The sequence below is a fragment of the Clostridium isatidis genome (genome assembly GCF_002285495.1).
GTDB lineage: Bacteria > Bacillota > Clostridia > Clostridiales > Clostridiaceae > Clostridium > Clostridium isatidis.
This window is the reverse complement of the sequence record NZ_CP016786.1, coordinates 340,851-354,859: the sequence shown is the minus strand read 5'-3', so window position 1 is coordinate 354,859 and position 14,009 is coordinate 340,851. Positions and strand designations below refer to the sequence as shown.

At 29.7% G+C, this 14,009-nt stretch carries 12 protein-coding genes, 4 tRNA genes, 2 riboswitches and 1 other annotated feature; of the genes, 3 read left to right on the top strand and 13 right to left on the bottom strand.

Going from position 1 to position 14,009, the window contains the following annotated elements:
• Positions 1–196 precede the first annotated feature (196 nt).
• On the top strand, positions 197–676 hold the full coding sequence (gene ispF, locus BEN51_RS01790) for a 2-C-methyl-D-erythritol 2,4-cyclodiphosphate synthase (protein ID WP_119864392.1): 480 nt from the start codon (positions 197–199) through the stop codon (positions 674–676).
• Positions 677–827: 151 nt separating this feature from the next.
• On the opposite strand, the gene BEN51_RS01785 is transcribed toward ispF, so the two are convergent.
• The 4 genes from BEN51_RS01785 to BEN51_RS01770 form a co-directional block, all read right to left on the bottom strand.
• Complete coding sequence (locus tag BEN51_RS01785; protein WP_119864391.1) at positions 828–2,108, bottom strand: Na+/H+ antiporter NhaC family protein; 1,281 nt, start codon at positions 2,106–2,108, stop codon at positions 828–830.
• A 117-nt stretch (positions 2,109–2,225) separates the two neighbouring features.
• Positions 2,226–2,331, bottom strand: a riboswitch (SAM riboswitch).
• Between the two features lie 207 nt (positions 2,332–2,538).
• A tRNA-Lys gene (locus BEN51_RS01780) sits at positions 2,539–2,614 on the bottom strand.
• Positions 2,615–2,618: 4 nt separating this feature from the next.
• Positions 2,619–2,692 (bottom strand) — tRNA-Gly (locus BEN51_RS01775).
• A gap of 68 nt (positions 2,693–2,760) precedes the next feature.
• Positions 2,761–3,432 carry a hypothetical protein gene (locus tag BEN51_RS01770; RefSeq protein WP_119864390.1) on the bottom strand — a complete coding sequence of 224 codons (672 nt, stop codon included), beginning with the start codon at positions 3,430–3,432 and terminating at the stop codon, positions 2,761–2,763.
• A gap of 215 nt (positions 3,433–3,647) precedes the next feature.
• Between BEN51_RS01770 and BEN51_RS01765 the strand changes: the two genes are divergently transcribed.
• A complete protein-coding gene (locus tag BEN51_RS01765) occupies positions 3,648–4,058 on the top strand; it encodes an HNH endonuclease signature motif containing protein (protein ID WP_119864389.1) in 411 nt (136 codons plus the stop codon).
• Between the two features lie 188 nt (positions 4,059–4,246).
• On the opposite strand, the gene BEN51_RS01760 is transcribed toward BEN51_RS01765, so the two are convergent.
• Positions 4,247–4,321: transfer RNA gene (locus tag BEN51_RS01760), tRNA-Gly, on the bottom strand.
• Between the two features lie 16 nt (positions 4,322–4,337).
• A tRNA-Leu gene (locus BEN51_RS01755) sits at positions 4,338–4,421 on the bottom strand.
• A gap of 152 nt (positions 4,422–4,573) precedes the next feature.
• Positions 4,574–4,785 (top strand) — a binding site (T-box leader).
• Between the two features lie 124 nt (positions 4,786–4,909).
• Here BEN51_RS01755 and thrS point away from each other — a divergent pair.
• A complete protein-coding gene (thrS, locus tag BEN51_RS01750) occupies positions 4,910–6,847 on the top strand; it encodes a threonine--tRNA ligase (protein WP_119864388.1) in 1,938 nt (645 codons plus the stop codon).
• Positions 6,848–6,925: 78 nt separating this feature from the next.
• Here the strand turns inward: thrS and BEN51_RS01745 are convergent, their stop codons facing one another.
• From BEN51_RS01745 to BEN51_RS01715, 7 genes are all read right to left on the bottom strand, one after another.
• Complete coding sequence (locus BEN51_RS01745; protein ID WP_119864387.1) at positions 6,926–7,105, bottom strand: hypothetical protein; 180 nt, start codon at positions 7,103–7,105, stop codon at positions 6,926–6,928.
• Positions 7,106–7,214: 109 nt separating this feature from the next.
• On the bottom strand, positions 7,215–8,492 hold the full coding sequence (locus tag BEN51_RS01740) for an O-acetylhomoserine aminocarboxypropyltransferase/cysteine synthase family protein (RefSeq protein ID WP_119864386.1): 1,278 nt from the start codon (positions 8,490–8,492) through the stop codon (positions 7,215–7,217).
• A gap of 108 nt (positions 8,493–8,600) precedes the next feature.
• Positions 8,601–8,707: riboswitch (SAM riboswitch) on the bottom strand.
• 75 nt (positions 8,708–8,782) lie between these two features.
• The gene (locus tag BEN51_RS01735; protein WP_119864385.1) at positions 8,783–9,361 is read right to left on the bottom strand and encodes a 5-formyltetrahydrofolate cyclo-ligase; all 579 of its coding nucleotides are present in this window, start codon (positions 9,359–9,361) and stop codon (positions 8,783–8,785) included.
• 432 nt (positions 9,362–9,793) lie between these two features.
• On the bottom strand, positions 9,794–9,973 hold the full coding sequence (locus BEN51_RS01730) for a helix-turn-helix transcriptional regulator (protein WP_119864384.1): 180 nt from the start codon (positions 9,971–9,973) through the stop codon (positions 9,794–9,796).
• Between the two features lie 95 nt (positions 9,974–10,068).
• On the bottom strand, positions 10,069–11,058 hold the full coding sequence (locus BEN51_RS01725; RefSeq protein ID WP_119864383.1) for a DUF4003 family protein: 990 nt from the start codon (positions 11,056–11,058) through the stop codon (positions 10,069–10,071).
• 42 nt (positions 11,059–11,100) lie between these two features.
• Positions 11,101–12,111, bottom strand: a complete 1,011-nt coding sequence (locus BEN51_RS01720) for a homoserine dehydrogenase (protein WP_119864382.1) — start codon at positions 12,109–12,111, stop codon at positions 11,101–11,103.
• Between the two features lie 101 nt (positions 12,112–12,212).
• Positions 12,213–13,868: a PTS transporter subunit EIIC gene (locus BEN51_RS01715; protein WP_119864381.1), complete on the bottom strand. Its 1,656-nt coding sequence runs from the start codon at positions 13,866–13,868 to the stop codon at positions 12,213–12,215.
• Positions 13,869–14,009: the final 141 nt, after the last annotated feature.

The following is a 14,009-nucleotide window of genomic DNA, read 5'->3' as shown; positions in this document are numbered from 1 at the left end:
ATCTAAGCCTATGTATTATATATATAGAATGCAATATTTATTAAAAATTATAAAAGATAAAATACTCAGCAGAAAGGAAAGAGACTTTTATAACAACGAATCCTTTTTTAAAAAAATAATATAACATCACTAAAGTCTAATATTATATATTAATTTATGGTAAAATAGTCCTAAATAAAATTTTAGAGGTGGTAATATGCGAATAGGTTTAGGATATGATGTCCATAAATTAGTAGATAATAGAGAGCTTATTATTGGTGGTGTAAATATTCCTTATGAAAAAGGACTACTTGGTCATTCTGATGCAGATGTATTATTACATGCAATATGCGATTCTTTATTAGGCGCTGCAGCTCTTAGAGACATAGGCAAACATTTTCCTGATACTGATGAAAGATTTAAAGGTATCTCTAGCCTTACTCTTTTAAAAGAAGTTGGAATATTAATAAAAAACAAAGGTTATAAAATTGGTAATATAGATGCAACTATAATTGCTCAAAAACCTAAAATGCTTCCTTATATTGAAACCATGAGGAAAAACATAGCAAGAACTCTTGAAATAGATATAGATCAGATAAATGTTAAAGCTACAACTGAAGAAGGCCTTGGCTTTACAGGAAGTGGAGAAGGAATTGCGGCAAATAGCATTGCCATGCTTTTTTCAATTGACAATTAATAATTGAAAATCTATATTAAAATTAAAGGAGTGTCGCAGATTAATATCTTAATGATATTGACCTTCAACAGCTCCTTTTTTGCATTTCTTAAAACTACTTTAAGGTAGTTTTCCTCTATTTTAAGATTTACATTATTAATTATGTACAAGATTATTTTTTATTTTTCCAATGAAAATATATAAATATAATTGCACTAACCAGCATTAAATATGGATAAAATAAAAACCGCATTATTTCAAAGGGTGATATTGCCGCAAGACCTGCTGCTGATAACAATTGGGCTCCATATGGTATAACTCCCTGAAAGCCACAAGAAAAGATATCCATAATACCTGCAACTCTTTTTGCATCTAAGTCAAATTCATTTGAAATATCTTTAGCTATCGGTCCTACTGTTACTATTGCAATTGTATTATTTGCAGTACAAATATCTACCAAGCCCGTCAAAACTGCAATTCCATATTCTGCTCCTCTTTTGCTTTTAAAATTTCTTAGTCCCTTATTAAGAATAAAATCTATTCCACCATTAAACTTTATTATTTCTATAGTTCCTGAAATAAGTAATGAAATTATAATAAGCTCACTCATTGATGATATCCCATTAGATATTGAATTAAAAAGACCTATTATATCAAAACTTCCAACTATAATACCCATTAATCCTGAAAGTCCTAATCCAAGCAACAAAACTATTATTACGTTTAATCCTATTAAGGATGTTATTATTACTACAATATATGGTAATATTTTAAATATATTAAACTCCAAAGAATCTAAATTTATTACTGCTGTATTTCTTGTTAAAATTATAAATATAATTGTAGTAATTATTGCAGCTGGAAGAACTATTAAAAAGTTCATTTTAAATTTATCCTTCATCTCACAACCTTGAGTCTTAGTTGCAGCAATAGTTGTATCAGATATTACGGAAAGATTGTCACCAAACATAGCCCCACAGACTACTGCCCCCACAGATAAAGATGTTGATATTCCAGTTTTATCGGCTATTCCAATTGCTATTGGTACTAAAGCAACTATTGTTCCCATTGAAGTCCCTATAGATAAGGAAATAAAACACCCAATAATAAATATCCCTGGTATTAATAAACTGCTTGGAAGTAAATAAAGACCTAAATTAACAGTAGAATCTACTGCTCCCATATCTTTGGCTACCTGGGCAAAGGCACCTGCTAATATAAATATTAATATCATTAATAAAATATTTATATCTCCTGCCCCTTTGCAGAAGATCTCTATTTTTTTATCAAGCTTTTCCTTCCTATTCATTAATAAAGCAGTTAATGCTGCTGCTAAAAAAGGAATAATTACTGATACAGCATAAAAACTTTTTGCTACTATAGATATTCCTAAATAAATTACTATAAATACTCCTAATGGCACTAACGCAAACCCATTACTCTTATTTTCCAAGGCTTCTTCCTCTCCTTCAAAATAATATATAGCCCCAATTACTTAAAGTTATTAAAAAACAAAAAAACTTCTGCAAGAATACAGAAGCTCATTTCCTTATAAAAAGTTATAATAAACTCCTTATCTTCCAGGATCTCCTGCAGGATTTAGCACCTTAAGAATCATTAAGATTCTCGGTTGCTGGGTTTCTCAGGGCCAGTCCCTCCACCGCTCTTGATAAGTTCTTAAATTTTGCATTAATATAGTATCAACTTAGACTTATAATGTCAATAAGGAAAAGTATACAGCACCTTTCAATTCACAATACACAGTAAATAATACACAGTTTGGTGGCTATTACTCAGTAGTTTAATGCTTAAATATGAATTACGAATTCTTTAGTACAAACTAAAAAGAGAGATTAACCTAGGTTAATCTCTCTTTTTTAATCTGGTGCGCCATCAGGGGGTCGAACCCTGGACACCCTGATTAAGAGTCAGGTGCTCTACCAACTGAGCTAATGGCACAAAATGGAGCGGGTGATGAGAATCGAACTCACGTAACTTGCTTGGAAGGCAAGGGCTCTACCATTGAGCTACACCCGCAAATCTTATTGACAAATATTATTATAATACTAGAAAAATAATTCTGTCAATAAGAAATTTCTATATTTTTATACTACATCTGTAAGAGATTTTGCTAAAATATTTCTAAATTTCTCGCCGTAAGTTTTATCAGTTTCTGCTTTTCTACATATTTCCTTCCATTCATCAATAGTAACCCCAACTACTTTTTCAAATTCATTTCCTCTAATTATATAATTGGAGTTTATCACGAAATCTCCTAATTCGATAGGACTATTAAATATCTTTAAATATAAAAACTCTCTATTATCTCCAACCCAGGTTTTATTAAAATCTCGACTAAATTTTTTTAACCTTGCAAAGATTTTATTTTTTGGTAAAGACCAGCAAGATTTTATCATATTTATTTCTCTTCTCATATTATCTGCTTCTTCTTTTGTCAGCTTTTTATTCTTTTCTGCATCAGAAATTATTTTTTCTACTCTTATATTAGGTACATTAACAATTAATTTTTCCTTTCCATATATCCACTTATAAAAGGCTTCTTGTAAAAATGAATATTGTATATATCCTAATAAAGTCTTTATATCAGGAAAGTAGCTCCATGTATTATCAATTCCGTTGTTTTTTCCAAAAACTAGGGTATGAATATAAATTGTATCCTTATTTGGTAACGAATCCATAAACATATGACCTCTCAAAGTTTTGTTTTTATCTATCAGTTCTTCCCAATAATCGAAGGAATCGTAATTATGCCTCACTCTATCACCCTTTCTTCATTACCATAATATAATATATTATCTATATTTATATTATATAGTTTATTACACCATGTAACAATCGTTTTCAAGATATTAATAAAAATTTATTTTCTAAATTTTCTTAATATTATTATTTTAACCATAATCCTCTATTTGAATAAAATAAAGGTTTATTTTATAATAATATTAAGGATATATATAAGGGAGGCGTGAATTTGCACCACTGTGAAATTTGTGGATCAAAGGCTGATATTCATCATATAGTTCATAAACATGAAGGTGGTTATGATATTAAACTAAATTATAAATATCTTTGTAATTACCACCATAGAGGAAAACTAGGCCCCCACAACTCTTTAGAAACAGATTTAAAATATAAGCTAGAGCTTCAAGAAAAACTTTTCAGCCTTTTACCAAAAGATTACTATACATTTAAGGAACTTTCTATTATTTTAGAAATACCAAAGTCTACTTTAAAAAAAATAGTTAAAGACCTTAAGATGTATAAAGAAGGCTACTCAAAAATTGAACTAATAACAAAATTAATGGGAGGCAAACTATATTCCAAAAGTATGCTTCAAGAATTAGAATTAGAGCGCCTTTTTCACAATATAAATATTGGTTAATTTAGACTAAACAATTTAAATATTAATATAGATTTGCATAAAAAAGAATTCACATTATAATATGTGAATTCTTCTATTATTAATAGTATTTTATTTTTCAGAAATATTATTCATAATAAAACAATATGTAATTTTATATATAAAAAACTTCTAAAATCTAATTAATTAGACTTTAGAAGTCTTTATTTTGGAGCGAAAGACGGGACTCGAACCCGCAACGTTCACCTTGGCAAGGTGACGCTCTACCATTGAGCCACTTCCGCAAAGTTTATTTAAAACTGGTGCAGATGAAGGGAGTCGAACCCCCACGCCAAAGGCGCTAGATCCTAAGTCTAGTGCGTCTGCCAATTCCGCCACATCTGCATCTACTACATATAATATTATATATAACCTTTTTTAATTTTTCAATATTTTTATTATGACATTTTTCGCAGTTTTAGTAAATTATTTTATTTCTCTTTGTTGACATTGAAACTTTTTATATTTATAATAAAAAATAATACATATAGAAATATATCAACACTATGACGAGGACAGTAGACTATTAATCATTTTGCAGAGAGAGATAAATTTGGTGCAATTATCTTACTTGATTTTAGTTGAAAACCACCTCTGAGTGACTCTAATAAAGTCCGTTTATATCACGTTACGATATCTTAAGCGGCCTATTTTAGGCAATTAAGGGTGGAACCGCGGGAAATTTGAATTTACTACTCTCGTCCCTTTCTATTTATAGAAAGAGACGGGAGTTTTTTATTTTATTAAAATAAATATTTCTACTAAAATAGTTTAACTTATAAGTATCTAGAAACTTACAATCTAAATAGAATTAATTAGAAAGGAAGATAAATATGATTAAGATCACTTTAAAAGATGGATCAGTAAAAGAATTTGAATCAAGTATTTCTGTATTTGATATTGCTAAATCTATAAGTGAAGGTTTAGCAAGAAATGCTTGTTGTGGAATAGTTAATGGAGAAGTAGTTGACTTACGTTTTGTTGTTGAAAAAGATAGCGAAGTTGCTATATGTACTTTTGATTCTCAAGAAGGAAAAGATGCATTAAGACATAGTGTATCTCATGTTTTAGCTTATGCTGTAAAAAGATTATACCCTGAAGCAAAACTAGCAATAGGACCAGCAATAAATGATGGCTTCTACTATGATTTTGACATAGAACCAGCTTTCAACTCTACTCATCTTGAAAAAATAGAAGATGAAATGAGAAAAATAATAAAAGAAAATCCTTCAATTGAAAGATTTGAATTACCAAGAGCTGAAGCTATAAAACTTATGGAGGATGCTAATGAACCTTACAAGGTTGAATTAATAAATGATTTAGCAGAAGATACTGTTATATCCTTCTATAAAATGGGTGACTTTACTGACCTATGTGCTGGGCCTCATTTAATGTCATTAAAACCAGTAAAAGCTATTAAACTTCTTAGAGCTGCTGGTGCTTACTGGAGAGGCGATGAAAAGAACAAAATGCTTTCAAGAATCTATGGTACTGCTTTCTTAAAGAAATCAGACTTAGATGCTCACTTACAAGCTTTAGAGGAAGCAAAACTAAGAGATCATAATAAACTTGGTAGAGAACTTAAATTATTTACTACTGATGAAAAAATCGGTCAAGGACTTCCTTTATTAATGCCAAAGGGAGCTAAAATAATTCAGCTTTTACAAAGATGGGTTGAAGACGAAGAAGAAAAGAGAGGATATTTATTAACTAAAACTCCACTTATGGCTAAGAACGATTTATATAAAGTATCTGGCCACTGGGATCACTATAAAGATGGAATGTTCGTATTAGGAGATGAAGAAAAAGATGACGAAGTAGTTGCTCTTAGACCTATGACATGTCCATTCCAATATACTATTTATAACTCAGAACAACACAGTTATAGAGAATTACCTTTAAGATATGCTGAAACTTCTACTCTTTTCAGGAATGAAGCTTCAGGAGAAATGCATGGTTTAATAAGAGTTAGACAATTTACTTTAGCAGATGGTCATATTGTTTGTACACCTGAACAAGTAGAAGAGGAATTCAAGGGTTGTGTTGAATTAATTGATCATATTATGACAACTTTAGGAATTGCAAATGATATAACTTATAGATTCTCTAAGTGGGATCCAAACAATACTGAAAAGTATATTAACAATCCAGAAGCTTGGGAAAAAACTCAAAATACAATGAGAGAAATATTAAACCACTTAGGAATTAATTATGTTGAAGCTGAAGGTGAAGCTGCTTTCTATGGACCAAAACTTGATATTCAATTTAAAAATGTTCATGGAAAAGAAGATACTATAATAACTATCCAAATTGACTTTGCTTTAGCCGAAAGATTTGATATGACTTATGTTGACAAAGATGGTAACAAGAAGCGTCCATTTATAATCCATAGATCATCAATTGGATGTTATGAAAGAACTTTAGCTATGTTAATTGAAAAGTATAATGGTTCATTCCCAACATGGCTTTCTCCTACTCAAGCTATAGTTCTACCTATTTCTGATAAATATAATGACTATGCAGATGCTATAGTTAAAGAATTTAGAAATGCTGGTATAAGAATTACTGGGGACTATAGAGCTGAAAAAATAGGATATAAAATAAGAGAAGCTAGATTAGAAAGAATTCCTTATATCCTAGTTGTTGGTGAAAAAGAAGCTGCTAGCAATTCAGTTGCTGTAAGAAGCAGAAAGAATGGTGAAGAAGGAGCAGTTGATGTAACTAAACTTAAAAATAGAATTATTTTAGAAATTGCTAATAAAGAAATGTAGAAATTAAAGGATTTGCTTAAGCAAATCCTTTTCTATTTATTATACTTCTATTCATTCTTCTTATACATTTCTCATTAATTAAACTTCCTTAAGAAGTTTGGCAAGCTTGTTTTGAAGAAGCCATACCTTTTTTTGCTTTCTATTATTAGCAACCATTTTATTTTTATTATTAACACTAGCTTCTAAATCCCTAGTAACCTTTTCTTCATATATTTTTAAGGCTTCATTTAATATTTCTAATTCTTCCTTATTAAACAAGTTAACCCCCCCTTATAAAAAGTGCTAAGCACTTATAATTCAATTTTGCTGCAAATTATTATAACAAAGAGGGTTGAAGTTATCAATATAGATTTATATTCCTATAATCTTAAACTGCTTCTAAAGCTTGCTCTACATCCTTAATTATATCTTCAATGTCTTCAATTCCTATTGATATTCTTAATAAGTCTGTTGTTACACCAGCTCCTTCTAATTCCTTTTCTGAAAGCTGACTATGAGTTGTTGTTGCAGGATGTAATATACAACTTCTTGTATCTCCTAAGGTAACTGCTAGGGAAATTAATTTTAATGCCCTTTGAAATCTCTTAGTTCCCTCTATATCAGTATCTAATCCAAAGGTAAGAAGACCGCTTCCCCCGCCATTTAAATATTTTTTAGCTTTTTCATATTCCTTACTTGTTTCTAAATATGGATAGTTAACCCACTTAACTTTTGGATGTTTTTCTAGCCACTTTGCCAAGGATAAAGCATTTTGTGAATGTCTTTCTATTCTTAAATGAAGAGTTTCTAATCCTAAATTTGTTATATACGCATTAAATGGACTTAAACATGCTCCAAAATCTCTTGCTATAGTCACTCTAAGCTTAGTAATATAGGCAGCTTCTTTAAATGCCTCTGTATAAACTAATCCATGATAACTTGGATCTGGTGTTGTAAAATCTTCAAACTTTCCATTACTCCAGTCAAAATTTCCTCCATCTACAACTATTCCCCCAATACTTTGAGCATGTCCATCAGCATATTTTGTTGTTGAATGTATAACAATATTAGCCCCATGTTCAAAGGGATTACAAAGATATGGAGAAGCTACTGTATTATCAACTATAAATGGTACCTTAAGAATTTTTGCAGTTTCTGCAAATTTTTCAAAGTCTAAAATATTTAATTCTGGATTACCGATGGTTTCTCCATATATAGCTTTAGTATTTTCCTTGGCTGCTGATAATATCTCTTCTTTAGAAGCCTCTGGACTCACAAAGGACACTTCAATTCCTAAGTTCTTTAAATGAACTTTAAATAAATTCACTGTTCCACCATATAAACTTGAAGATGCTATAATATGATCTCCTGATTTACATATATTAATTATTGAATAAAGAATAGCTGCCTGCCCTGATGATGTGGCAACTGCCCCAATGCCACCTTGTAATTGGGCAAACCTTTCTTCAAATCCTGCAACTGTTGGGTTAGAAATTCTACTATATAAATGTCCCACAGCTTGCAAACTAAATAAATCCTCTAAATTACTAGGATCATCAAACTTATATGTTACACTTTGATAAATTGGTAACACCCTTGGTTCCCCTGCCTTTGGGCTATACCCTCCTTGAACACATATTGTTCCCTTTTTAAAATTGTTACTCATTTTAATGCCTCCTTTTTATATACTCATTGCTAAATTTATAAATAAAAAAGGTTGCTTCTTAATAAGAAACAACCTATAAATAACAAAATCACTGTATAAAACTAATATACTTTATCTTTCAGATCTAATAATCTGCTGGATTTAGCACCACACTAAAGCTGTTAGTAGGTTGCCAGGTTTCACAGGGCCAGTCCCTCCACCATTCTTAATAAAGCCTTCTTTCTATTTAATTATTTATTTTATATAATATACTAAAACTTCTAAATGTGCAATAATATTTTTATACTTTTTTATATTCTACTTATAACATCCTTATCTGTTATTATAAGATCCATCTTTATATCATGTTCTTCACTTTCTATTTTATCTATAATTTGAAAATCATAGGCTAATACAACTTTATTATTTTTATATGCAATATCCTCTAAGTATCTATCATAATATCCTCCACCATAGCCTATTCTATTAAATTCTCTATCAAAAACTGTTCCTGGAACAATTATTAAATCAATATCTTCTTTTTTTACAACAATACTATCATCAATTGGTTCGAGGATACCCATATAATTTTCCTTTAATTCTCTAAGACTATGAATAAATATTGCATGCATTGTTTTTGTTTCTCTATAAGTTTTGGGAACTGCTATATTTTTTTTATCTTTAAAAGCTCTTTTAATAAGCTTTATTGTATTTATTTCATCTCCAAAGCTTATATAGGTAAAAATATTTCTTGCATTTTTATATAAATCAGTTTGAAATAATTTTTCTAAAATAATATTGTCTTTAAGCTCTTTTTCTTCTACCTTCATTTCCGATCTTTTCATTAGTACTTCTTTTCTAATATTTCTTTTGTATTCCCTTGTGTTCATATTTCTTTATTCCTTCCTCTTTATTCGTAAATATAACTCATAAACACTATCCAAAACAAATCCTAATAATGGTCCTATTATTATAATATACGAACTATTTTTTGTAATAAAATAAATAATCATACCTATAATAGTACCTATAATAATAAATTCACCAGTGTAACCGCTATTCTCAACAATATCTTCATCATCTTCTTCATCAATATCATCATCTTCTCCAAGGATATCAGCGTCATCTTTTTTTATATCACTATCTTTATTATCTTCTTTATTACCAATTCTGAATTTATTTATATTTTTCTTATAGAATCCTTGTTTTTCATACTCTTCTTCACAAACTTTATTTATGGTATTTTCTTGCTCATCATTTTTCTTTTCTTCTGTTTTTTTATCTTCTATATTTATTCTAAATTCTATATTATCTTTAACAAGTTAATCTACTGTAACTCTAAATATATCTGATAAAATAATAATCTTATCTAACTCAGGAAAGCTTTGTCCTGATTTCCACTTTGAAACAGCTTGTCTTGATACATTTAACTTCTCAGCAAGGCCTTCTTGAGAAAGCCTTTTTTCTTTTCTTAATATCTGCAGCTTTTCTGAAAAATTCATATTTATCACCTCAAGTATATTCTAAAAGATATATAAAAAATTAAAACCAACCAGCACTTGCAATTTGTCAACTGGCAGTTTCATCCTTGTAAACACTAGGATGATGCACTTGAAGCTGCTGCTGCAGATGTTATGGCCACAGTACTCATAAGAGCAATTTCTTCTATAATTATTGATATTACGCTTTTTACAGCAATTTCTTTAAAAGCATTTTGATTGCTTTCTTTTGTGTAATCTATAATCAATAGAAGAGCTGCAAACATTAAACCTTGAGCTTTTGTAGCAGAAAAGAAACCGACTAGTTTTTCTTTCTTTAACACATTAAAAATATCTATTATATCTCTCGTAATTTCTTCAACAGTTTTTTCTGATAAGGCTAGTATTGCTAAAATTGCAAGTTCATTTGTTTTTCCGTATTTTAAATTATTTTCTCTTAATTTATTGAATATATTTAATAACTTATTTATTTTTAAATCAATGTCACCTTCTGTTAAAGTTAGCACATGGCTTACTGATTGTACTGAATTACTTGATATAAAATGCTTTTTTAATTTTTTATAGGCATATTCCATGGATCTTATCGTTTCATCAATGTTTTCCTTAGTCATTGCTATGAGTGTTGCAAGCATAACATCCTCACTACTTGTTAAGAATGGATGATTGTTTTTCATTAATTTATAAACTTCTACTGATTTCTTAATTAAGTTTTCTACATCTAGTGTATGTCTATTTTCTGAAATAAAACAAGCAACAGAAGGTAAGTATTCACTGCTGCGAAACTCCTTTTTTAATAATTTATAGGTTTTTAATACTTCTAAAAATTCTCCTTCCATATCATTCTTCAATGAAAGTTTAGTTGACTCTGCAAGTTTTGCCACTCCCTTAAAATAAGAAAAAATACCTGTATTTTTATTAATTATCCTTTTAGCTTCCTTTATTTTATCTGGATCTAAAATTTTATTATTTTCAGTATAAATATAAGAGCATAAATAATAGATCATGCTATACTCAAGTTTAAAATTTTTCTTCATAATTTCTCTATTTCTTATAAATAGCTGAATTCTGTTGCTTAGTAACTCTCTCATAAAATTTCCCCTTTTATTAATAAAATAGTATTGATAAATTTATTATCTAATAATACCCATATTTACAATATCTCTTAATACTGAAGCAGCTGCATTTCTTGTTCCAGAAGCTCCTCCAGCTATTAGTATTTCTCCTAAGGTATCTGTATAATAACATATTCCTTTATCTTTACCATCTATAAAATATAATTTATGATTTTTATCTATAAATTCTAATTTAACCTTAGCTTCTATCTTATTATTTTTCTTAATTATTGTCCCTATTAATTTAGGCCTATTTCCTTTTAATTTTTCTTCTAGTATCCTTTCTCTAGTAAGCTTAGTTATTCCTTCTATTTCTATATCTTCTAAAGTTAAATTTGTATCTAATAGAGCATTTGAGATTATTAACATTTTTGAAGCTGTATCATAGCCTTCAACATCATAACTATAATTTTTCTCTACTATTTTTTCTTCTATTGCTTTCTCTAAAGCTATTTTATAATTTAAATTATTTTCATACATTTCTGTAAGAATATAATTGCTTGTTCCATTTAAAATTCCTTCAATTTTTAATACTTCTGCTCCTGCAATGTCATATGTCCCAGCATTTAAAGTTGGCAAAGCTCCGCCTGTTGTACATCCAATTAAAAGTTTTACATTATTTTTATAAGCTATTTCCTTCAATTCCTTATATTTTAAAACAATAGGGCCTTTATTTCCTGTAACTATATTTATTTTATTTTCTAAAGCTTTTTTTATATGACTTAGACCAGGCTCTCCATTTTCTAAATTTGTATTGGTTAGCTCAACCAAGGTATCTACATCTTTATTTTTAATTATAGTTTCAATATTGATACCTTCTCTAAATTTACTATGATAATTAAGCTTGTCACCAATGCTTATAATTTCTTTTAAATTTATTCCTTCCTCTACATATATTCCGCCACTGCTTCTTATTATATATTTTACTTTTATTTTAAAACCAAGCTTTTCTAAATAATTTTCTTTATCTAATAATAAACTTATAAATTCCTTAGCAACTCCGCCATATCCTATTAACCCAATATCCATTAAAATTACCTCAATCTAATTTAATTTTATAATATTATTTTTATTATATCATAATAAAAAAAAGACGGATTCAAAACTTGAATCCGCCTTTTATTAATATACTAGTCAATTCCTAATATTCCTTTAATTTCGTTCTTGTAAGCATCTGCTTTTGCACCAAAGATCGCTTGAACTCCGTTACCAACTTCAACAACTCCTGATGCTCCTAAAGCTTTAAGTTTAGCCTTATCAACAATTCCCTTGTCTTTAACTTCAACTCTTAATCTTGTTATGCAAGCATCAACACTTACTATATTGTCTGCTCCACCTAAAGCAGCTAATACTTCTGGAGCATTTTCCTTAATTTCATCTGATTTACCTGCTTCTTTTTTAGCATTGTAATCAGCTTTAGTATATAACTTAGTTTCAGCTTCATCTTCTTCTCTACCTGGAGTCTTTAAGTTGAACTTCTTGATTAAGAATGAGAATAAGAAGTAGTAAACTACTGCATATACTAGACCAACTAATATTAGTCTTAACCAGTTAGTTGGAACTCCTGCTCCTGCTGGTAGTAAACCGAATAATGCGAAGTCAATAACCCCACCAGAGAATGTCATACCAATGAATACATTTAGTAAATCCATTAACATGAATGATAAACCTGCTAGTAAGCAGTGAACTCCATATAATGCTGGTGCAACGAATAAGAATGTAAATTCAATTGGTTCAGTAATACCAGTTAAAGCTGCTGTAAATGCTGCTGATGCTAGTAATGATCCAACAACCTTTTTCTTGCTTGGTTTAGCTTGCTTGTACATTGCATATGCTGCAGCTGGTAAACCAAACATCATGAATGGGAATTTACCTGTCATAAATCTAGTTGTTCCTGAAACTATTCTTGACATTGTTTCTGCATCTGCTCCAACTAGGCTAGTCATGTTAGATAATTGAGTGAAGTATGCTGTGTTAGCTCCTGCAATTGTTTCCCATGCGCCATTTACTAATACGTCTGCATTAACGAATGAACCATACCAGAATGGTGTATAGAATACGTGGTGTAATCCAAATGGAATTAATGCTCTTTCTATTACTCCGAATAAGAATGTTCCTGCTGGACCAGCATTTTTAACAACTTCAGAAAGTGCTGAAATACCGTTTTGTACTACTGGCCATACGAATGCTAATATAGCTCCAACTACTGCCATTGCTAATGAAGTAACTATTGGTACAAATCTTGAACCTGCAAAGAAACCTAAAGCTGGTGGTAATTGAATTGTATGATATTTATTGTGTAATATACCTGTTATAATACCTGTTATAATACCACCAAATACTGACATATTTAATGTGAATATACCAACATTTGTAGTAACATAAGTAGCATAATCTCCAACGTTATCTGGAGTTACAACGCCTAATTGAGTTAATCCTAAAACAAGCATTGTAGAAATAACTTTGTTCATTACTATGAAACCAAATACTGATGCAAGTGCTGCTGTTCCCTTATCTTTATTAGCTAAACCTACTGCAACACCTACTGCGAATAATATTGGTAAGTTACCAAATATTATATCCCCAACGTCTTTCATTATAGTTAAAAGTGCTGTAACAAATGGAATATTAACAAAAGCCATTAATGGTTGATAAACTGCTGGTGCATTTTCTAAGCCTGCAATACCAAGTAAAGCACCACCTACTCCTAGTAAAATACCTGCGATAGGTAAAGCTGCTATTGGAAGCATGATGGCTTTACCAATTTTTTGTAACATTTGTAGCATTAATAATACCTCCCTAAAATATTTATATTAATTTTGTAGTCCGTTACTAGTTTGCTCATTTTATGATTTAGTATGAATAATATCGTAAAAAAATAAAAAAAAGAACTAAAACCTATAGATAGTATAGCTCGAGTCCTTAGT

Coding starts and splice junctions, on each gene's coding strand:
- BEN51_RS01730 (WP_119864384.1), bottom strand. CDS start 9,973: ATGAATTTTTCAGAAAAGCTGCAGATATTAAGAAAAGAAAAAAGGCTT.
- BEN51_RS01720 (WP_119864382.1), bottom strand. CDS start 12,111: ATGGATATTGGGTTAATAGGATATGGCGGAGTTGCTAAGGAATTTATA.
- BEN51_RS01725 (WP_119864383.1), bottom strand. CDS start 11,058: ATGAGAGAGTTACTAAGCAACAGAATTCAGCTATTTATAAGAAATAGA.
- BEN51_RS01715 (WP_119864381.1), bottom strand. CDS start 13,868: ATGCTACAAATGTTACAAAAAATTGGTAAAGCCATCATGCTTCCAATA.
- ispF (WP_119864392.1), top strand. CDS start 197: ATGCGAATAGGTTTAGGATATGATGTCCATAAATTAGTAGATAATAGA.
- BEN51_RS01740 (WP_119864386.1), bottom strand. CDS start 8,492: ATGAGTAACAATTTTAAAAAGGGAACAATATGTGTTCAAGGAGGGTAT.
- BEN51_RS01735 (WP_119864385.1), bottom strand. CDS start 9,361: ATGAACACAAGGGAATACAAAAGAAATATTAGAAAAGAAGTACTAATG.
- thrS (WP_119864388.1), top strand. CDS start 4,910: ATGATTAAGATCACTTTAAAAGATGGATCAGTAAAAGAATTTGAATCA.